The 20,416-nt window shown below is 60.8% G+C and carries 14 protein-coding genes; 8 read left to right on the top strand and 6 right to left on the bottom strand.

From position 1 onward, the window contains the following. Positions 1-20: 20 nt before the first annotated feature. The gene (locus tag EU556_RS17605; protein WP_135435427.1) at positions 21-722 is read right to left on the bottom strand and encodes a DUF421 domain-containing protein; all 702 of its coding nucleotides are present in this window, start codon (positions 720-722) and stop codon (positions 21-23) included. 72 nt (positions 723-794) lie between these two features. Next, positions 795-1,484 (bottom strand): DUF421 domain-containing protein, encoded by a 690-nt coding sequence (locus EU556_RS17600; RefSeq protein WP_135435426.1) that lies wholly within the window; start codon positions 1,482-1,484, stop codon positions 795-797. Positions 1,485-1,699: 215 nt separating this feature from the next. Between EU556_RS17600 and EU556_RS17595 the strand changes: the two genes are divergently transcribed. Continuing rightward, positions 1,700-2,101 (top strand): DUF6960 family protein, encoded by a 402-nt coding sequence (locus EU556_RS17595; RefSeq protein ID WP_135435425.1) that lies wholly within the window; start codon positions 1,700-1,702, stop codon positions 2,099-2,101. A gap of 122 nt (positions 2,102-2,223) precedes the next feature. Here EU556_RS17595 and EU556_RS17590 read toward each other — a convergent pair whose 3' ends face one another. After that, positions 2,224-4,227 (bottom strand): carboxypeptidase-like regulatory domain-containing protein, encoded by a 2,004-nt coding sequence (locus EU556_RS17590; protein ID WP_135435424.1) that lies wholly within the window; start codon positions 4,225-4,227, stop codon positions 2,224-2,226. Between the two features lie 618 nt (positions 4,228-4,845). Between EU556_RS17590 and EU556_RS17585 the strand changes: the two genes are divergently transcribed. Further along, the gene (locus EU556_RS17585) at positions 4,846-5,853 is read left to right on the top strand and encodes an SDR family oxidoreductase (RefSeq protein ID WP_135435423.1); all 1,008 of its coding nucleotides are present in this window, start codon (positions 4,846-4,848) and stop codon (positions 5,851-5,853) included. Positions 5,854-6,024: 171 nt separating this feature from the next. Here the strand turns inward: EU556_RS17585 and EU556_RS17580 are convergent, their stop codons facing one another. Both EU556_RS17580 and EU556_RS17575 read right to left on the bottom strand, forming a co-directional pair. After that, positions 6,025-8,070 carry a tetratricopeptide repeat-containing sensor histidine kinase gene (locus tag EU556_RS17580; protein WP_135435422.1) on the bottom strand — a complete coding sequence of 682 codons (2,046 nt, stop codon included), beginning with the start codon at positions 8,068-8,070 and terminating at the stop codon, positions 6,025-6,027. Between the two features lie 106 nt (positions 8,071-8,176). Next, a complete protein-coding gene (locus EU556_RS17575) occupies positions 8,177-9,526 on the bottom strand; it encodes a YfcC family protein (protein WP_135435421.1) in 1,350 nt (449 codons plus the stop codon). 95 nt (positions 9,527-9,621) lie between these two features. On the opposite strand from EU556_RS17575, the gene EU556_RS17570 reads away from it, so the two are divergent. The 3 genes from EU556_RS17570 to EU556_RS17560 all read left to right on the top strand — a co-directional run bounded on the left by EU556_RS17570 (position 9,622) and on the right by EU556_RS17560 (position 12,933). Continuing rightward, positions 9,622-9,867 carry a hypothetical protein gene (locus EU556_RS17570; RefSeq protein ID WP_135435420.1) on the top strand — a complete coding sequence of 82 codons (246 nt, stop codon included), beginning with the start codon at positions 9,622-9,624 and terminating at the stop codon, positions 9,865-9,867. Positions 9,868-10,110: 243 nt separating this feature from the next. Beyond that, the gene (locus EU556_RS17565) at positions 10,111-11,220 is read left to right on the top strand and encodes a hypothetical protein (RefSeq protein WP_135435419.1); all 1,110 of its coding nucleotides are present in this window, start codon (positions 10,111-10,113) and stop codon (positions 11,218-11,220) included. 129 nt (positions 11,221-11,349) lie between these two features. Then, entirely contained in the window at positions 11,350-12,933 is a 1,584-nt protein-coding gene (locus EU556_RS17560) for an ArnT family glycosyltransferase (protein ID WP_135435418.1), read from the top strand. Here EU556_RS17560 and EU556_RS17555 read toward each other — a convergent pair. Then, a complete protein-coding gene (locus EU556_RS17555; RefSeq protein ID WP_135435417.1) occupies positions 12,893-15,115 on the bottom strand; it encodes an efflux RND transporter permease subunit in 2,223 nt (740 codons plus the stop codon). The genes EU556_RS17560 and EU556_RS17555 overlap by 41 nt on opposite strands. Positions 15,116-15,552: 437 nt before the next feature. Between EU556_RS17555 and EU556_RS17550 the strand changes: the two genes are divergently transcribed. The 3 genes from EU556_RS17550 (at position 15,553) to EU556_RS17540 (ending at position 20,354) form a co-directional block, all read left to right on the top strand. Further along, positions 15,553-16,467, top strand: a complete 915-nt coding sequence (locus EU556_RS17550) for a UbiA prenyltransferase family protein (protein ID WP_135435416.1) — start codon at positions 15,553-15,555, stop codon at positions 16,465-16,467. A gap of 125 nt (positions 16,468-16,592) precedes the next feature. Then, the gene (locus EU556_RS17545) at positions 16,593-19,241 is read left to right on the top strand and encodes a PEP/pyruvate-binding domain-containing protein (protein WP_135435415.1); all 2,649 of its coding nucleotides are present in this window, start codon (positions 16,593-16,595) and stop codon (positions 19,239-19,241) included. Positions 19,242-19,295: 54 nt separating this feature from the next. Beyond that, positions 19,296-20,354, top strand: a complete 1,059-nt coding sequence (locus tag EU556_RS17540; protein ID WP_135435414.1) for a hypothetical protein — start codon at positions 19,296-19,298, stop codon at positions 20,352-20,354. Positions 20,355-20,416 lie beyond the last annotated feature (62 nt).

Here is a 20,416-nt window from a genome sequence, read left to right as displayed (position 1 = left end):
TGACGTTAAGGCTAGGTAGCTCACTCCGTTTTCGTGAGAATGGCTTGCACCCATCGGGTATTGCCGCACCGCTCACAGGGCGTGGTGGGAGCTTGCTTGCTGTGGCACAGATTGCCACACCGGTTGCAGGCAAAGGTGTCGGGGGCCAGGGGCTGCTCTTGCCGGTACTCCTCGTCCCAGTCGGGGATGAGGGACAGTCCGGGCTGCGGAGGCTCCTGGGGCAGCAGCGTGAAAGTGCCGTTGGCCTCCATGTACAGGCGCTTTACCTGGCCTAGGTGGGTGATGCTTTTCGAGCGAAGCTGGGCAAATATGCCCTCCTGGGGTACCACAGCCTCTTGCAGCTTATCGAGGTGCAGGCAGCCATTTTCCACCATAATGGCAATATCGTCCTGAGAAAACTCCTCAAACCGTTTGCTGCGCAGCGTAGAGCGGGAAATCAGGCGTTGGCCAATCACAATGATGGCGGCAATACAGAGCGGAGCTACCAAGCCGCGGTCAGGGGCCTGAATGGGTACACCAATGGCAGCAGCCAACGAAACGAGCGCCGCCATTTCGTTACGGCTGAGCTGGGCGCCCATGCGCTTGCCCATTAGCCGCATAGACAGTACAAGCAGCCCGTACAGGAATAATACGCGCAGCAGAATCTCCAGCAGAAAGCTCCACGGAACATCGCCCAGCAGTACGCGCAAGGGCTCAAACAACTGAAAGTCTTCGGGTTTCATACACTAGCTATAAGTACAAAAGAATAAGGGATATGCTGGCTGCGGGAGAGGCCTAGGCCACTGCGCCACGGGCTAGCAAACGGCTGCAATCCACTCCTCATGCCCGCAGTTGAGGCAGCGGCCGCCGGCGTGGTCTTCGGGGCGGGCCTGGTTGCCACAGTATTCGCAGACCCGCTGGTTGGGCGCTTTTTCCTGCTCCTCCTTCAGCGCGTTGTCTTGGCTAGGCAGCACACTCAGGCTGGGAGTGGCGGGTTCCTGCTTATACACGCTGAAAGTGCCACTGGCCTCCATGTACACCCGCTTTACCTGGCCTAGGTGAGTGATTTTATGGTCGCGCAGCTCTGCAAAAAGCTGTTCGTGCGAAACGCGCTCCTTCTTTAGTTGGTCGGGGAGCAGCATCCCATTCTTGGCCAGCATGATCACCTTGCCCTGCACGATTACTTCCACCTTGCGCCGCTTCACCGACCACCAGTTGAGGCCCCGCTGCAAGTACAGCACGCAAACCAGCAGAATAGCCCCGGGCAGTAGCCCCCGGTTGGGCACCTGCATGGGCACGGCAATGATGGCCCCCAGGGTGAGCATCACGGAAAGCTCCGTGATAGTGAGCTGCCCGTTCATGCGCTTGCCAAACAGGCGCATGATGACCAGAAAGATCAGGTATATGATTATTGTTCGAACGATGACTTCCAGCGTGAACTCGGCGGGGGTATCACCAAACAAAATGCGTTGTATATCACCGAGGTGAATGTCTTCCTTCTTCATGCCACGTCCTTGCTGTCAGATACAGTACTGAACGTCGGGGGTAGGGGCGGCGTTATGGTTAAAGAGACTAAAAGCGCTCCGTACAAAGCCTGATTTTACTCCGAACTAATCCGGGTTAGTGTAGTTTTATGGCCTACTAGCCAGTTTTTCGCGGCGGTGCAACCTCTGTCTGTCAGTAACTGTTCTCCTGTTTTTACTCTATTCTTCTTACCTGCGTGCCCCGTCCTAAACCCGTCATCTACGGCCTGTACTCCTGGACCCCTGACTACGGCCTGCGTTACATTCACCCAGCAAACCGCCGCACGTTTGAGTGGCTGGAGCCCTTGGGCAAAGTCTTTGAAAAAATTGATGAAACCGACGACTGGATTCTGCTGCGCTACGATGAGCAGCAGTTCAAGGTCAGCGGCGAATTGTTTAAGGAGCTCTATACAAAGCCTACCTTCAGCTTCGGCGACTTGGTGCAGGAGGTGAGCCCCGAGCCCGGCCGTCCGGCGCACCAGGGCTTGGTTTCTGATGTGTACTGGGATGAAGCTGCTGATAAGGCCCGTTTCCAGATTGTGGAGAAGAAGCGCAAAGTGAAGCGCATCTTCGAAGCCGAGGAACTGCGCTTCGCCTAGGCCATTAGTCCGCACTTAACATCGAGTAATAAGCCCGGTTGCCTTTCACGCAAAGGTGGCCGGGCTTTTTACTGGAGTGAATCCACGGTAAATTTAAGAAAGCAGGCGAGGTGTATCACTGCCTAGTGCCCGCCCACGGCAATGCCTATGCGCAGCAGCAGTGGCCTAGGCACAAAGGGCGCCGACTGTTGCACTTGCTCGTTTAGCCGCACCTGCACATCAGGCGAGGGCAGGCGGACGCGGGCAGCAGCGCGACTCAAGAAGAAGCCTTGCTTTTCTTCCACCAGCAACTCGCTGGTAGTGGCGGTCTGAATGCAATAGCTGGCTTCGGTAAAGATGTACAGGTTGCTGCCAATCTTAACTTCCAGGCCTAGCTGTGGGGCTAGTCCTTTGGTAATGGATTGTAGGCCTACGGCCAGTCGGGTAGCGTCGAGGGAGGTGCCGTTTACCTGCAAGCCGGCATCGGGGTTGTTGAAGCGGCCCAGGCGCTGCCGCAGCACAATGCGGCTGTAGTCGAGGCCGGCGCGCACGTACACCGGGCGCCGCTTTCGGGAAAGATTCTGCAGGTAGTGGACCCCCGCCGCTTGTAGGCCACCCCGTAGCGCTCCGCGTAAGCTGCCCGCCCCATAGTGCAGCTGCCAGTGCGGGCTAAGCCTAAACAGGTAATCAAAACGCGGAACCACGCTCAACCTGCGGGGCTCAAGCTGGCTGCTACCCACAGCCGAAAAAGAGGACCCCGCCGGCGCGTAGGCCACTGCCAAATTGCCTTCCGTTACCTGCAGCGGCATCCCCACTAGGCTAGATGAATAGCTCAGGCGTTCAAGAAAGCCTTTGCGGCGGGGTGCCGCCGGCGGGGCAGGAGCAGGGGCTGGAACCACTGAATCGGGTACTACGGGCTGGGCTGCTGCGGCCGCCGTTGAGTCAGAAAACAGCTGCTCAGCCTTACGCTGGCGTTCCTCATCTAAGAGCTGCTGCTCTACCTGCCGGGGCAATACCAGGGTAGTAAAGTTTTGCCAGAAAGTAGAGTCGTAGGCCACGGCATTGCGCAGAAACACGTCGTCGGGCCGGAAACGGTCGGCGTAGGCTGGGCGGCGGGTTTTGGCGGTATCAATGGCCGTGGTAATAAACTCGCTGGTGTGTTGGTACTCCCGGCCCGGCTGCTGACTGGCGGCTTGGTCCCACACGCGCTTGAGGTACCAACGGCCCGCGTAGCGCTGGTAGCTGACTTGGCGGCTGCGGCGGCTGTAGGCGTAGTCGCCCATGGCCGCAAAACCCGCTTGGTAGCGCTTCACGCCGCCGGGCGTCAGGCTAAACTCGGCCCCCAGGAAGGCGTAGGAGTCGAGGTCAATAAATACCCGGCCCTGGTAGTTGGCTTTGGCAGAACGAGGCTTGAAGGAAATAGCATACACCGGCCTCCCGTTGTAGGTGGTCACGTCGGCAATCTGGTAATCGTACTCGGCGTAGTGGGCCTTGCTGATGAAGTCGGCGCGGTTGTACACAAAGTCGAAGCGGTGCGGAATCAGGGGGCCAGCCTGCCAGTTTAGCTGGGTACGGCTGGTGTCGTGGGCTTCGTACTTGCGGGTCTGCACCAGTTCCACGTCGCCACCGGTAGGGTGGGCCGTGCGGTACGATTCCTTCCGCACCCGCAGCACACCTTCGGCCAGGTACAGGTAGCGGCCCTCTGGCAGGTTGCTCGACTCGCGGTAAAAGCCCGTGAGCTGCACGGGCCGGGTAGCAAAGTTGCGCGGAATGCGCGCCACCGCTGCCCGCACAATGCCCAATGCCGAGCCCGACACCGTGACGTTGGCCAGCTGGGTAGGTGCGGGCTCCAGCAGAATCTGTACTTCCTGCTCCGCTGGCACGGGCAGCGGCAGCGTAGCCTTGCGGTACCCGATAAAGGTAATTTCGAGAGCCTGCGGCTGATATTCAGGCGGAATGCTCAGTGAGAAACGCCCTTCCTCATTGGCGCTGGTACCAAGCTGGTTGCCCACTGCCCCAACTAAGGCGTACGGCACTGGCCTACGCGTTTGGGCATCGAGCACGCGCCCTTTCACCGTACTCATCTGCTGGGCTCCGGCAATGGTGGTGAGCAATACCAGCAGCCCCAAAAGCAAAAAACGCAGCATAGGCGCAACAGAAGTAAAAGCAGAGGGCCTAACCCCAACACCCGAAGGTAGGCCCTTTGCTCTACGCTAACTCCAGGGGAGGCGTTTGGGCAATGGCTGGGACGCGAAGGAGCCGGGCGCTGCTGTCGCTTGCGGCCTAGCGCCTAGCAGACGTTGCAAGGGCTTTTCCACTCCCATATACAACACGGTGGAGAGCCCAGTAAATACAACCGCAACGACTCCAACATATATCGGGCAGGTGTTTGCTGGTAGTGCGCTGCATCCAGAGGGCTAGGCCTATCCCAACGAAGAACTCCGTGCACCACGGTGCGTAGGCCAGTAAGGGCCGAATAGTATTGAGCGTTTCTTGGCGAGGCGTCAAGGTCTAAGTCAGAGAAGTAGATGCAAGAGTATAGCAATAGAAGCCGCTGCTGATAAAATTTGGGCATTGGTAACTGTTGCGAGCCAGATGTAGTAACACTCTTAGACCCTTGGGCAAGCACAGAGAGGTTGGAAACTTGGGACAGCGGGGCGAAGACCAAATCAGACCGTGAGAAGGCCTCGACTAGCTATCCTGGTACAGCAGCTATGTCTATCCGATAAGGGCTTATTCGACTACCCATTGAACATCACGCTATCATGCAAGAAGAAAATAACGTCACTCGGCGTAAGGTATTAGTAGGAATAGGAGCCGGCTTAGCCGCGGCTGCCGTAGCACCAGGCCTAGCGGTTGAAAGCGTAGCCAGCCCCGCTGCGGCCGCGCCCGCTGCCCTCGAAAACCCCAACACCAAATATGCTAGGCCACCTTTTAAAGGCCAGTCGCAGGCGTGGCCGGGCTTGGCCAGCAAGATGGACCCAGTGCCCGACCACGGCGAGAAGAGCTATAAGGGCTCAGGTCGCCTCAAGGGGCGCAAAGCCCTAATTACGGGCGGCGACTCGGGCATGGGCCGGGCGGCAGCCATTGCTTACGCCCGCGAAGGCGCCGACGTAGCCATCAACTACCTGCCAGCAGAAGAAGCCGACGCTAAAGAAGTAATAGCCCTAATTAAAGCAGCTGGCCAGAAAGCCGTAGCCATTCCCGGCGACCTGCGCGACGAAGCTTTCTGCAAAAAGCTGGTTGATGAGGCCGTGCGTCAGCTCGGCGGGCTCGATATTCTGGTTAATAACGCGGCTCGGCAGCAACAGCATCAATCCATTCTGGAGCTCTCCAGCGAGGATTTCGACGCGACGATGAAAACCAACATCTACGCGCCATTCTGGACTATTAAGGCGGCGTTGCCCCACATGCAGCCGGGCTCGGTAATCATTGGTACCACTTCTGAGCAGGCCACCGACCCCTCCGCCGACCTCTACGACTACGCGCAAACCAAGGCAGCCACCACCAACTACGTGCGCTCCTTGGCAAAACAGCTTGGGCCGAAGGGCATCCGGGTGAACGGCGTGGCCCCCGGCCCCATCTGGACACCGCTGCAGGTAAGCGGCGGCGCCACTCAAGAGAAGCTGAAAAAATTTGGCGGCGACACTCCCATGGGTCGGCCGGGACAACCCGCCGAGCTTGCCTCTATTTACGTGCAGCTAGCCGACCCCAATGCCAGCTACGCTACCGGTCAGGTATATGGCGCGGCTGGGGGCGGTGGGCAACCATAAAGGGCAACTCAGCTTTCATGAGTGAAAGCACCAGCCCCGCAAAAGCCAACAGCCCCGAATGGTATATACCATTCGGGGCTGTTGGTTTTACCTTGCGTAGGCGCCTCCTTGTAGCAGCTTTAACAGAAGCCCAATCAGGCCTGAAGAGCTATAATAGGTAGCCAGAGTGGCCTAGCTGGGTTGGTATCGTTTGGGCGCATTCCAGCCGCCTGCCAGCGGGGCAACCACGTACACCCGGAACCCGTCGGCTGTGCTGCCGCTGTAGGAAATACCGCCCAACGACTGAGCCCGCGCCGAAATAGTGCGCAACCCCCGACCAGCTTGGCGCCCCTGCGGCTGACACTGCGTGCCGCAATTATCCCGCACCTCTAAGGCAAGCTGCGTAGGGCTGCCGGGCATCAACTGCACGCTCACGGCAACGGCCGTGGCGCACGAGGCGTGGTCAAGCAGGTTGCGTAGGCTCTCTTTATAAATCAGATATAGGTTGCGGCGCAGCAGCGAGGAGAGAGGCTGCGCAAGTTGCGTAGTAGGAAAGGCGAAGGTGACGGAAAGGCCAGCTGGGTCGAGTACCTCGTGAGCGTACTCTCGCAGGCGGTCAAGTAAGTCAGCCAGCTTATCATTCTTAGAGTCGAGGCTCCATACCACATCATTGAGCTGGCGCATGGCCGAGCGGCTTGATTCGGATATCTGGTCTAGCTGCCGGCGCTGGGCTTCTCCGTCGGCCAAGCCTTCTTGCAGGAGGCCACTTTGCTCTGAAATCTGCTGCAGAAGGGCCCCCACGTCGTTGTTTAGGTCGGCGGCCAAACGGGTGCGCAGTTCTTTGTCGCGGGCGGCTTGCTGGCGGCGGTACTGCCACACGCCTAGGCCACTAGCCACGGCTGCCACCAAGGTTAGGGCTCCCCATAAAATGGTTTGGCGCTGCTGGCGCAAGCGGGCTACTTGCTGCTGCTGTGCCAGCTCCCTGCGCTGACTTTGCTCCCGCTCCCGGCTCGCCCGAAACTGCAGGGCCGCCACCAACCGGCGGGTAGCGTTGCCCGTGAGGCTATCGGCATACGAGCTTGTGAGTTGCTGGTAGCGGTACGCCTCGGCAAAGCGGTTTTGGCGCGCCGCCACCTGGGCCAGCAGTTGGGCAGCACTGGCACTCACTTCCTTCAGCCGGCTAGCCTGACTCACGCGCAAACTCTGGCGGCCGTGGCGGGCGGCGCTGTCGGGCTGGCCTGCCTGCAACCAGGCGCGGGCCAGCACCACATGTAGCCGACTGATTTCACTGGCCGTAGTTGCCTGGCGCAAGAGCGCGGCTCCCTCCGCCAAGGCCTGCTGGGCCCGGCCTTGGCGCTCGGCCATATCCAGCAACCGAATACGGCTCGGTAGTAAGCCCTGGGCGTTATACACCGCCTGATAACTCGCAATGGCCTGCTCGTAAAACTGCTGCGCCCGCGCCCACCGCTCTTGCTGCTGGCTGAGCTCGCCGAGAGCCGTGTAGGCGTGCCCACTGCCGATGGGGTCGTGCAGTTGCTGGGCCAGCCGCTGGGCCTGCCGTAGGTATTGGTGGGCCTGCTCATACTCGCCCAGAGCCGTGCTGGTGTGGCCTAACTGCGTGAGCAGAAACAGCTCGGGCCGCAGGCTGCGCTGGGCGCGGGCCAGCTGCAGGCCCTCCAGACAGCTGGCCATCGACTGGCCGTACAAACCCTGCTCGAAATAAATGCGCGCCATCCCGTACAGGGCCCGGGCCCGGTGGTAGTCGTTGCGAAGCTGGGTGTAATCGTGGTAGGCTCGTTGGGTGTAGGTCAGCGCAGAGTCGTACTGGCTTTTGTCGCGGTAGTGGTAGCCAAGGCCGAACCGGGCGTGGCCCCGCCCCAACAGGTACTGGAGGCGGGTGGAGAGGGCCAGCGCTTCCCGAAACAAGGCTGCGGATGTTGCCGGATTATTGGTACGCAAGGCCAGGGCCAGGGCATTGAGGCGGTTGACGCGCACCGTGTCGGGCTGCGGATGTTGCCGGAGGCGTAGCTGCAGGCTATCCAGTTTTTGCCGGGGCAACCGGTGAGTGCCCCCCGGCACTTCGCGCGGACTCGCAGCCGGGGCAGGCGGAGGCAAAGTCCCCGAAATTACCGGGCGCACGGGCGCTCCACTTGCTTCGGCCGCTTGCACCGGAAGAAAGGCGAGAAGGCTGACCCCCGCGCTGAGGGCCACCGCAAAAAAGCTATTCAGGGAATTCATTACCTACTAGGCGGGCCAAAGCTACTCAACAGTACAAGATACCGGATTCTATATTGCTGACCTTAACTAACCTGTGCGGGGCACTGCTGCGCGTCTGGTGTAAGGCCTAAATACCCACGGCAATACCTGCTATAATGGCTACTACAGCCAAGGCTAGCAAGAGCAGATACAGCGGAAAAGCGAATTTCCACCACTCATCAAAGCGCACCCCGCAGGCGGCCACAATGGCCATGAGCGCCCCGTTGGTGGGCGTCAGCAGCTCGCACAGGCCCGCGCCGTACTGGTAGGCCAGTACTGTAACCTGGCGCGAAAGCCCAATGAGGTCGGAGAGGGGCACGAGTAGGGGCATGGTCAGTACGGCTTGCCCACTCACGCTAGGCACCGGCAGGTGCAGGGCCGTGTGCACGCCCATCATGCCCAGGGCAGAAAGCCAGGCCGGCAAGTTTGCCAGCGGGGCTGAAAGGCTATTCACGATGGTATCCACAATCTGGCCCTGCTCCAGCACCACAAAAATGGCGCGGGCAAACCCAATCAGCAGCGCCGAAAAGGCAATGTCACGGAAGCCGTCGATGAACCCCTCGGCGGTGCCCGTGAGGCCTAGGCCACCTACCACACCGGCCAAGATGCCCAATCCAAAGAATAAGGCCGCCATTTGCTCAAACTCCCAACCCAGCTGCAGTACACCGTAGGCAAAAAAGGCAAACGTGACGAACATCAACAGCAGCACCAGCCCGTGGTTACGCCCGGTGTGGGCGGCTGCGGCCGGGTCGGCCTCATCGGCGGTATCGGGCTGCACGCGGTGCCGGATGGCGTAGCGCACGGTGCCCCCAATCCAGATGGCTAGGGCCAGCGCCAGAAACACCATGCGGAACCCCCCGCCTGAGAGCAAGGGCAGCTGGGCCAGCTTTTGGGCAATGCCTACCTGAAACGGGTTTAGGGGGCTAAATGCCGCACCAACTGCGGCCGAGCCAATGCTGACGGCCGCCGCTGTAACGGTAGGGTACCCTATGCGGCGCATCAAAATGAGGAGCACCGGCACCAGGGGCACAATCTCTTCCTGCATGTTTTCCAGCGCCCCCATGGTGGCAAACAGTACCGAAATAATGGGTATCACGATGGCCTCGCGCCCCCGGAACTTGTTAAGCAGCCAGTCAACCCCGCTACGTAAGGCACCGGTTTGGTCGACTACGGTGAAGGCGCCGCCTGCCAGAAACACCAGAAAAATTACGGAGGCCGCGTCTTGCAAGCCTTTCGGGATGTCTACAATAGCCTGCAGCGGACTAACCGGCGAGGCCACTACGCGGTGGTAAGAGCCCGCCACTACTACCTCCCGGCCGGTGGCCGCATCAGTATGACGCTCAAATACTCCGGCCGGCAACACGTAGCTCAGCAGGCAAGCCACTACAATAAACCCAACCAACAGCACCAAGGGGTGCGGAAACCGAATCACTTTCATCCTGCGAAGGTAGAAACGCGACGTGATGAAGCCGTGAAATGAGGAGCCCCTGGCCTACGGAACCCAGCGGCCGTATCTTCGGGTTCTCTAGCCTCATGAAACTCGACGCATTCAAAGCCCTTCATCTGTACCGGCAGGCCGAGCACCTGCGCCACCACGGCCACCTGTTGGCCGAGCGGCGCCAGGATAGCTTTCGCCTGCGCCTGTTTGCCCTCGGCGACTTCTACGCCGAGGAGTGGTGCGTGTGGGACGAGGAGCAGGTGCTGTTTATTCATCTATTTCAGCACCCCGCCGGGCTGCGCGAGTACCTCGACAATATTCGGTTGCCGGAGGAACTGTAAAGGTGTGGTTTTTTAGTGGCCTTGGCCTATCAACGCTTCAGTTAACATAGTATGTTTGTACTATTCCGCGGATGCTAGAGGCGGAATAGGTCCTCTCATCTGTTACCGTACGTTGTTAGAATGCGGCTACCTCTACTCGCTGTTAGCGCGATATGGCTGTGCTTATTAATTGGCCTGGCGCGTCCCACGTGTGCCCAGACCCCTGACTCACTGCTGCGCCTGAAGCGGCAAATAGACACCCAGTTGCGGAAACAGACCCCCAGTGACCTAGTGCGCACCGTGCAAGTACGCGAGCTGCTGCTAGGCCACCTGCGGCACGGTCGGGTGCAGCCCATTCCTGCGCTGCTAACCTACCTGCGCGAAACTACCGCCGACACCACGCGCAGCCTGCGGCCTTACGAGGAGTGGGCTTTGCTGGCCGTAAGTGAGGAATTTTACCCTCTAATCAAACAGATAAGCCGGTTTGAGGCGGGGGCGCAATCAGCCCGGGCTCAGCGTCAGTACAATCTGTTGCCCCAGGATGGGCTCTTTGAGGCCGCCACACACCGCGTATTGCTCCGCGAGGATACCCTGCGGCGGGCCATTCAGCGGGCTCGTTTTCTACCCGAAGACTCCACCTTCCTGCAGCTGTTTGTCTCGTTGCTGAAGATGCGGGAACAGCCCGCCAGCCCCGCTGGCGGAAGCAGCGCCGAGGCTAACGCCTTTCTAGGCCAGTATCCTAATACGGAGTATGCCGCGTTTCTGCGGTTGTTTGTGAAGCCCGAGATGCGGCCGAGTCGGTTTTCGTACGGCCTTGACTTCCACTCGGGCACCAGCATCCTGACCGGCAGCCTGCCAACCTACTTCCGGGCGGGCGCCAACCTGGGCCACGGCTTTGAGTTTGGCTGGGACCGGTACCAACTCTACTTGCGCAACTATATTGGGTTGGGCTCTACGCGCCAGGAGTTTGCTTACCGCGGCAATTGGCGTGAGGGGCTAAAGATAAATTATTTTGTGCCCGAGGCGTCGGTGGGCTATTTGGTATACGAAGGCGGCCGGGTGCGCCTGACGCCCTTCGCGGGCCTTTCTGCCTTCTTCATCACCGCCGCCACTAGTCAAAAAGACAATCCCGACAGTGAGCTGAATATGACTTTTCGCCATCCCCTCACGGCCGGCGTCAACCTCGATTTCAAGCTCTGGCAAACTGAGAGTTCCGGCCCCTACCGCCACGAAACCGGCTCCTGGATGCTGAAGCTACGCGCCGGTATCCGGCAGGGCCAGGCCCGCCACGACGCCGGTTTCAAGGGCAGCATCCTTTACCTTGACTTAGGGATTGGCGGTTTCGGGCGGATGCTGAAGCGCGTAACCCAGTAAGGTTAGGCCACTTGCGCAACGCTTCCTGCCAGGCCTACTAGGCTGGGACTTTGTGCTTCCCTTGCTTTGCCGTTCTTTTAGGGGCGCGCTCAGGCGCCGTTCCTTCCATTACAGCTTTTGCTTAGGCTCATGAAATCGTCGCGTTTGCTGCCGTTGGGATTTGCTCTGCTTAAATTCTTATCCGGCTTTTTCCTCGTCAGCTCCGCCTACGAGCTGCATCGCGACGAGTACCTGTACCTTAACTACGGGCAGCATCTGGCCTGGGGCTACATTGAAGTGCCCCCCTTCACGGCCCTGCAAAGCTGGCTGACGTTGGCCCTGGGCGGGGGGTATTTTTGGGTGAAATTCTGGCCGCTGCTTTGGGGCAGCCTTACGGTGTACGTGGTGGCGCGGGCCGCGCAACGGCTGGGTGGCGGCACGTGGGCGGTAGTGCTGGCGGGGCTCTGTTACCTGCTTGGGGCTTTTTCTCGCCTCAACTTTCTGTTTCAACCCAATTCCTTCGAAGTTTTTGCTTTTACGCTGGCTTGTTACTGGCTGATCCGGTACCAGCAGCGGCCAACACCGCGCTTCTTATATGGGATCGGGGCAATACTGGGCCTGGCCTTGCTGAACAAGTACACGCCATTTTTCTTTCTGGCGGCCTTGGTGCTAGGCCTGCTCCTGACGCCGGCCCGCCTAATGTTCACTACGCGGGCGTTTTGGGTAGGAGCGGGGCTGGCGCTGCTGCTGTGGCTCCCAAACCTAGTGTGGCAGCTGCGCCACGGCATTCCATTTCTGCACCACATGCAGGAGCTGCACGACTCGCAGCTGGTAAACGTGAGCGTGGCTAATTTCTGGAAAGACCAGCTGCTGATGTGCTTGCCCGCCCTGTGGGTGTGGTTGCCTGGTGTGTTGGCGCTGCTGGTTTATCCGTCGTTTCGGCCGTACCGGACCGTGGGGCTGCTCTACTGCTTCGGGCTGCTGATCATCACTTTGCTGCACGGCAAGAGTTATTATGCCCTCGGCTATTATCCTATTCTATTTGCTGCCGGGGCCGTATGGTGGGAGCAGCAGCTGGCGCACTGGCCTAGCGCCGGGCGGTGGCTGCGGCCCGCACTGCTGGTGCTGCCTTTTCTACTGGTGCTGCCCCTGTATCCTTTCCTGCTCCCGTTTTACGCCCCTGCCCAGATGGAGCAAATAGGGGTTCCGTACCGTGGCACCGGCGCGCTACGCTGGGAAGACGGCCACGACCACGCCATTCCCCAGGACTTCGCCGACATGCTAGGTTGGCAGGAACTGGCCGACAAAACCTGGCAGGCCTACCAAGCTATACCCGATTCTATGCGGGCCCGCACCCTCATCAAATGCGACAACTACGGGCAGGCCGGCGCCATCAATTACTACAACCGCAACCGGCCCATGCCGGCGGCCGCCAGCTTCAACGGGAGCTACTTGTACTGGCTGCCACCCCGCCCCGCGCAGCCCTACCGCTACTTATTGCTGATAGGGGAAGGTAACCCCGATGAGCTGACGCCTTACTTCCAGGAATTTCGGAAAGTGGGGGAAGTTACCAACCCCTACGCCATTGAGCGCGGCACCACCATTTACCTCGGCACCAACCCCAGCAGTGCCTTGCTTGACCGGGCATACCGGGAACACGCAGAGGAAGTAGCCAAGTGGGAGGGCAACGGACTTAGTCTCGGTCGAAGCGCTCCAGCAGCAGGGGAAAAATAATCACCTCGCCGTAAAGGGCGGCTGCAATGGAAAGTGAGGTCAGCAGGCCAAACAAAAACACGGTTTGCAACGAGGCCAGCAGCATCACGGCGTAACCTCCAAACAGCACAGCGCTGGTCAGGACGATGGTGGGCCCCACGTGGGCTACCGTGCGGTGGCGGGCGGCCGCGGGTCCCAATCCTCGGCGGCGCTGCTCCCGGTACGCATGGATAAAGTGCACGGTATCGTCGGTGCAGAAGCTCAGCACGATGGCCGCAATGCTGACCGTAGCAGTATCCATCGCAATGCCTGCCCACCCCATCACGCCCAGCAGCACTACCACCGGAAACACGTTGGGAATGAGGGCCAGCACAGCCAGCCGGAAGTTGCCCACAAACACCCACACCAGACCCAGCACCAGCAGAAAGGACAGCAGCAGGCTGTTGGTTTGAGAAGTTGTGACGTAGTTGGTAATGCGGGCGTAGAGGGGTTGGTAGCCGGCGGGGCGCACGCGGGCCACTGGCCCCAGCGTGTGGCTCGCCATGCGCAGGAGGGTATCGGTGGTGGCCGTGAGCTGTCGGGCCGACAGCATCCGGCCCGATACCGTGATGCGGCCGGTACCCGAGGGCTGATGCACGAATTGGGCTAGCAGCTGCGGGTAATCTTGCCGGAGCCGGGCGTCCATGTCTTGCACCGCGCTGGCCTGGCCTAGCAGCTGTCCGCCGCGGGGGCCATAGCGGGTTTCTAGGCCAGCCTGATAGAGCGACTGAAAGCCGAAGACCTGCCCCGCGCTTCGCAGCGTCCGGGCCGAGTCGGCGAAGGCGGCCGCCGCCTGCAGCACGGCCGGGCTGGCCAAAGAGTAGCCAGAACGCGGTTCTACCAGCAGCTCCAGCGGCAAGTAGGGCCCCCACGCTGCTTCCAGGGCTTGGTGGTCGTGTACTACTAGGTGGTTTGCGGGCAAGTAGCCCAGCGTGTATGTGTCGGCGCGTAGGCGGGTAGCTCCCCACAGGCCTAGGGCCACGAGCCACACCGAAGCGGCTGTGGCCAGCCTCCGGTGCCTGAGCACTAGCTCGTAAAAGGTTACTAGGCGGTTGCTGGTAATGCGCGTGGCGCGCGGACTGGGTGCCGCGTAGGGCAGCACCAACACGCCCAACCCAAATGTAAATACCAGGCACAGCCCAATGCCCAGGGCCGCGAAAACGCCAAACACCCGCAAGATGGCCATCGGACTGCTGAGCAACGCCAGAAACCCGGCTACGGTGGTGAGCATGGTGGCTAGGCAGGGGCGGGCCAGGTTGCGCAGGGCCTGCAGGGTGTCGGCGGGGCCGGTGCTGCCGGGACGGGCCAAGTGGTTGCGCTCATTTACCACGTGCAGGGCGTCCATCAGGCCCAGCAGAATGATAATCACTGGCAGCAGTACCGTCATCAGGTTGAGGCGGTAGCCCAGCAGGCCATACACACCCAGCGTCACGTAGGTAGCCAAGCTCACAATACCCAGCGTGTAGAGCAGCAGCCACAGGTTACGGTAGAGTAGCCAAATAAGCACGAACATCAGCGCATACCCGAGGCCAAGAAAGAGCCCAAAATCTTGCTGCGAAAGCGCATTGAGGCCCGCGTATACTACACCCACGCCGCCCAGCCAGTAACTGCCCCTGGGCACATGCGCCCCCGTAATGCGGCGCAGCTGGGTTAGAATCTCGCCGCGCTGGTCGTCGAAGTTGGGGCTGGCCCGCAGTACCACCAGTAGGCGGGCCGTGCGGTAGTCGGGGCTGAACAGCTGCTGGCGGAGCGTAGGCCTACGGCTCAGGTAGCGGCGCGCGGCGGCCGGAGTAGCGCCCGAGTCGAGGAGGGGACGGGCGGCATGCAGGCCGTTGGGAGTGGGCACCGTGGTGGTACCGGCGCTAAGGACGGCCGCTACCGCGGGGTGCGCCTCAAGGGCCAAGCTAAGGTGCCGCAGCCGCTGCGAGTTGCCGGGCGTGAGCAAAGTGGTTGAGTCGTGCACGCCTATAATCACCACCTCGTCATTGCCAAAGCGCTCCTGAAACTCCTGGTAGGCCACTAGCGCCGGGTCGTCCTCCAGAAACCAGGCGGCGAGGCTGTTATCTACCTGCACGCCGGCTCGCACGCCCGGCCAGAGCAGCGCGCACAGCCCCACCAGAAATACCAAAAACAAGAAGCGCCATCTATAAAGTGTGGTAATCATGCGAGGACCAACGGCTCAACGGGGCTGTAAGCGCCGAGCCTGGCCCGAAGAAACCGGCTTCCGGGCCCTCCCGCGAAGAATAAGTATGACGTTACGGACTTCTCACCAAGCAGGAAGCAGCACCAAATAGACCTAATTTACTGAGTTAATGAGCTGATATAAAGATAATTGATTGAAGTGGAGGTGTCTCGTTTCTAGGACTTTTGCGCTGGAGGTTCTTTCCGTGAGCGGAGTAGCAACGGCACCCGACATTACCTATTGTTGCAGGCATAAATCCTTTGCTGACCAGCCACCCGCTGCGTAGCCGGGCAAATGCAACTACCGACCCTTAACGAGTTAAGCTGCGCTAGGCCTATGCCGTTCCTGCCGCCCGCGCCGTGCGCGCGTGCTTAGTCTTTACAAGTAGATCCGCTACCCAGTAAAACTCCTGCTGCCCCATGCCATTCGCCCTGCCTTTTCCTGCTTCCCGTGCCTTTGCTGCCTACCTGCAGGAGCGTTTTCCGCCCGTGAACATGGCGTTGTTCGCCATTGTGTTCTTGGCGGTGCGGGCCATGGCGGTGGCAGCGGGCGGGGCGGCCGGGTTTGGGTGGCGCGAAGCAGTGGGCATTGGGGCTAGCATCTCATTTTTCTACCGGCTGCGGGTGTTTGATGAGTACAAGGATTACGCTTCCGATGCAGAACACCACCCGCAACGCGTACTGCAAACGGGCCGCGTTACGCTGCGGCAGTTAGGGGTGGTGGCGGCGCTAGGCAGCGTAGGTGAGCTACTATGGTCGGCCGCAATGGGGCCGTTGGCCGTGGTGGGCTGGGGGCTGGCCACGGGCTACAGCTTACTGATGCGCTACGAGTTTGGCGTAGGCCACTGGTTGCGGCCCCGACTGCTGCTCTACGCCGCTACCCATCTGTTCGTGATGCCCCTCGTGATATTGTGGCTGTGGTGGGCACTAACCGGCGCGGGCCATCTGCCGCCGGTGTTTGGGCTGCTGGCGGCCTTAAGTTTGCTGGGTGGCCTAGCCTTCGAAATAGCTCGTAAGATTCGCCCCGTAGAAGTGCCGGGGCTTGATTCCTATTCTCGTGCGCTAGGCTACGGCGGGGCCATTCTGGCCGTGCTGGTGGTGTTGCTAGCTGGGGTGCTGGTGCAGGCGCGGCTGTTGCAGATGCTGCAGGCAGGCCCTGTGCCAATGGCGGTGCTGGGGCTGCTGTACCTGCTCACGGTAGGGCACTACTTCCGGGCATGGCGTCAGCCAACTGCTCCCCGGCTAAAGCAAGCGGAGCTGCTCACCTCGCTCTTTATGCTGCTCAGCTACTGTTCTATTCTGCTGGAAATTCACGGCCTAGGCCACCGCCTATAGTCAAGCTGACTGCTTCTTGATAATTCAAATGCACTGTACTGCTCCCTGCTTCCGGCAACTGTCACGTGGCCAGTGAGGTGGCCAGAATACCCGAATCAGCAGCTTATCTCTATTCACCATACGTTATGCTACTGCACCATGATACGCCGCTTTCCGCTCGCCGCGCCTATACGCCCGGCGGCAAGGCGGCCGGTTTGTACCAACTGCGGGAGTTCGGGTTGCCGGTTCCGCCTTTTCTGGTAGTGCCGGCCGAGACGTTTGAAGCGGTGCTGCAGGGCCTTCCCCTGACAGCGGCAGGCCTAGAGCAGCGCGCGGCGCAACTGCGAGTGTTTCGGCTGCCGGCTGCCGAGGAGGCAGCGCTAGGCCAGGTACTGACTAGCTGGGGCTTCCCGGCGCAGCCGGTGGTGGTGCGCTCTTCCGTGGCCGATGAGGATGGGGCCACCGCCGCGTTTGCCGGACTCATGGATACGTTTCTAAACCTCACCACTTTGCCTGAGGTGCTGGCTGCCCTGGGCCAATGCGCCGCCAGTGCCTACTCGGCGCGGGCGGTGGCCTACCGGCAGCAAAAAGGGCTGCCGCTGGCCGCGCGCCCCGCCGTGGTGGTGCAGCAGCAACTGGCCGCCAACGTAAGCGGCGTGCTGTTCACCACCTACCCCGAGTATCCGCTCTATCAGGCCATACACGCCGTGCGCGGCTTCGGCGAAGGGCTGGTAGGCGGCCACTTCGATCCGCAGGAAACCTACCTGCGCAAAACCACCGGGGAAGTATGTGGGCAGCGACTCCCCCCGCAACCAGAGCAGTTTGGAGCTAGCGGACTGGAAGCGGGCCTGGCGCGAGTACCCGTGTCCACCCCCGCCCAGGCCCAAGCCTGCCTGACGGCAGCACAACTAGCAGAACTGCATGCGGCTGGTGAGCAGCTAGAGCGCCTGACCGGCCGGGCCCAGGACGTAGAGTTTGTGGTGGCCGACGGCCGGCTCTGGCTTGTGCAAATGCGCCCTATCACGCAGGCCATTCCGGAGGTGGTGGTTTACGACAATTCCAACATTCAGGAAAGCTACTGCGGCGTTACCACGCCGCTCACCTTCAGCTTTGCCCAGCGCGCCTACGCCACTGTGTACCGCCAAACCATGCGCGTGCTAGGCCTGCCCCCGGCCGTGGTAGCCGCCCACGAGCCCGTGGTAACGCAGCTGCTAGGCCTGGTGCAGGGACGCATCTACTACCACATCAACCACTGGTACCAGGGGCTGTTGCTGCTGCCTTCATTCCGCCAGAATAAGGCCGATATGGAGCGAATGATGGGGCTGGAAGAGCCGGTAGATCTGGTGCAGAGCCGAGTTAGAAGCCTACCGGAGCGCCTGCGGATGCTGCCCCGCCTGCTGCTGAACCTAGGCCGCCTGTTGCGGGCTTTTCAGCAGCTGCCGCAGCGCATTGCAGCATTTCAGGCCGACTTTCAGCACCACTACGAGCGGTTCTATCAACTCCCGCTGGCCTCTTTATCGGGAGCGGAGCTGCTGGCGGAAAAGATGGCCCTCGATGCTGGGCTGCTGGAACAGTGGACAACGCCCATTGTGAACGATTTCCGGGTGATGATGGCCAACGGCCGCGCCTTACGCCTACTGCGCCGCTGGGGCCTCGCGCAGCCCGAGGAGTTCCTGCACCGCTACCTCTCCGGCGACGAAGACCTGCCTAGCGCCCAAATTTCGCGCCGCATGCAAGAGCTGGCCCAGCAGGTTAAGGCGCATCCTGGGCTGCTGCCGTTGCTGCTGGAGTTGCCTCCCGACGTACACGCCCGGGTTGAGCAGCTCGCACCGGGTTTTAAAGCCGCCGTCACGGAGTTTATCCGTCGCTACGGCGACCGGACGGTGGGGGAACTGAAGCTAGAAACTCACACTATGCGCTTGGCGCCGCGCATCTTTTATCAGTACCTGCGCAACTACCTCGGCAGTGTGGAGGGGCCGCGCCCGGCGCCTGTTGCTACCACTGCGTTGAAAGATGCGGCTGAAGCTGAGCTGGCCCATGCGCTGCTAGGCCACTCTTGGTGGGCACGCCGCCAGACCCATAAGGCGCTCCGGCAGTTGCGGGCCGCCATTCACGCCCGCGAAACCCTCCGCCTAGAGCGCACCCGGCTGTTTGGCATGTACCGGGCGCTATACCTGGCCGCCGGCGAATGGCTGGTGCAGCAAGGTGGCCTAGCTACCAGCCGCGACGTGTTTTACCTGACGGAAGCCGAAATAACGGGGGCGCTGCAAAGCCAGCCGCCGGCCGGTATGCAAGAGCTGGTAGAAAGCCGCAGAGCGGAGTTTGCGCGCTATTCGCAAGCGGAAGTGCCGGCCCGTGTAACGGTACCCGCGCCCCCAGTCTTTGCCGAAAACCAGGAAGATGCTGTGGAAAATCCTGATCAGTTGCGCGGCACAGGTTGCGTGCCAGGCGTGGTAGAAGGCGAAATTCTCGTCATCCGGAGCCCCGAGGACAACCTGGATGTGGCCGGAAAAATTGTGTGTGCTCTCCGTACCGACCCCGGCTGGGCGGTGCTATTCCCCAACTGCCGGGCCGTGGTCATTGAGAAAGGTTCGGCCCTGTCGCACTCCGTTATTCTGCTGCGCGAGCTAGGCATTCCTACCATCATTAACGTGCCTGGCCTTACCCGTCGCCTTCAGTCCGGCCAGCACCTGCGCTTTGACGGTGGCCGGGGCGAACTGCAAGTGCTCAGCTCGGCCGATGACCCTGTGACGGCTGGCAGTCCGCGCCCGCAAGCCAGTCCGGCCGCTATATAAGCTCGCAAACTAGTCGCCCTATTCACATCGCCCATACCTCTATATCTTGGATCTATGTTCTCCAGTACGCCCGTGGCCTTGCCATATGATGGCACACTGCCAACTGGCTTTTTTCAGGTGGCACTGCCGTCCGATGCTCCTGCGCCCAATGAGGCACTGCTCGCGGCGGTGTTTGCGGAAGAAGCCGAGCGCTACGACATCTGGTTTTATACCGATTTCTCCCAAGTGCGGCTCGTAGGCCTGTTCCCGAAGGAGGGTGGCGAAGCCCACTTTGGCTTTTGGGAAACCAGTCCCGATGCCCCAACCAACGCCCAAGCGTTTGCCGCCCTGGAAGCAGAAGCCCGACGGCGGGGCTGCCCGGCCCTGGTAGGCCCCCTCGACTTTAACACGTTTCAGCGCTACCGCCTGCGGGTGGGGGCGGCGCCTTCGTGGGGGCGCTTTGATCGGGAGCCCACCAACCCTGCGTACTATCCGGATTTACTGGCAAACCTGGGATTCCAGCCCCACCTTACCTTCGAGAGCCGCCTGATCCGGCCCGAAACCGTGCCGGCCGTTTACGCCGACAAACAGCACCTGCTAGCTGCACTGGCGGCCTTGCCCTTCGAGTTTCTGCCCCTAACAGCCGACACGTGGCCGCAGTACGAGACGGAGCTCTTCGACCTCGTACAGACCATATTCGGGGCCAATCCGGCGTACCGGCCGGTGTCGGGTGCGCAGTTTCGAGCCCTATACAACGCCACTTACGCGGCGGGGCTATGCCCGCATACCTCCGTGCTTCTGCGCGACCGGGAGTCGGGACAGCTGGCGGCGCTCAGTTTGTGCCAGCCCAACTACGCCCCGCTAGGCCTGCCCGCTGATCAGCAGCCCAACTTTCAGCGTGATTATCCTCGGTTGGCGGCGCCCACGTTGCTGGCCAAAACGGTAGGAGTGCACCCCTCATTTCGTAACCGCGGCCTCATGAATGCCCTAGGGGCTTACGGCATGGTGCACTTTCGGGAGTGGTATGAGCAAGTGATTTTCTGCCTGATGCGCACCGACAACTTTTCCCTACACTTCACCGACGGCTTGCCCGCCGAAACCGCGCACTATGCGCTGTATAGAAAGGAGTTGTAGATGAATCTGCATTAGGTAGTGCCTAGATCAATAAACGAAGAGCGCCATCTTACCCCAGATGA

Origin of the sequence: Hymenobacter fodinae, assembly GCF_004745825.1 — a bacterium.
Classification (GTDB): domain Bacteria; phylum Bacteroidota; class Bacteroidia; order Cytophagales; family Hymenobacteraceae; genus Hymenobacter; species Hymenobacter fodinae.
This window is presented reverse-complemented; position numbering and strand designations above follow the sequence as displayed.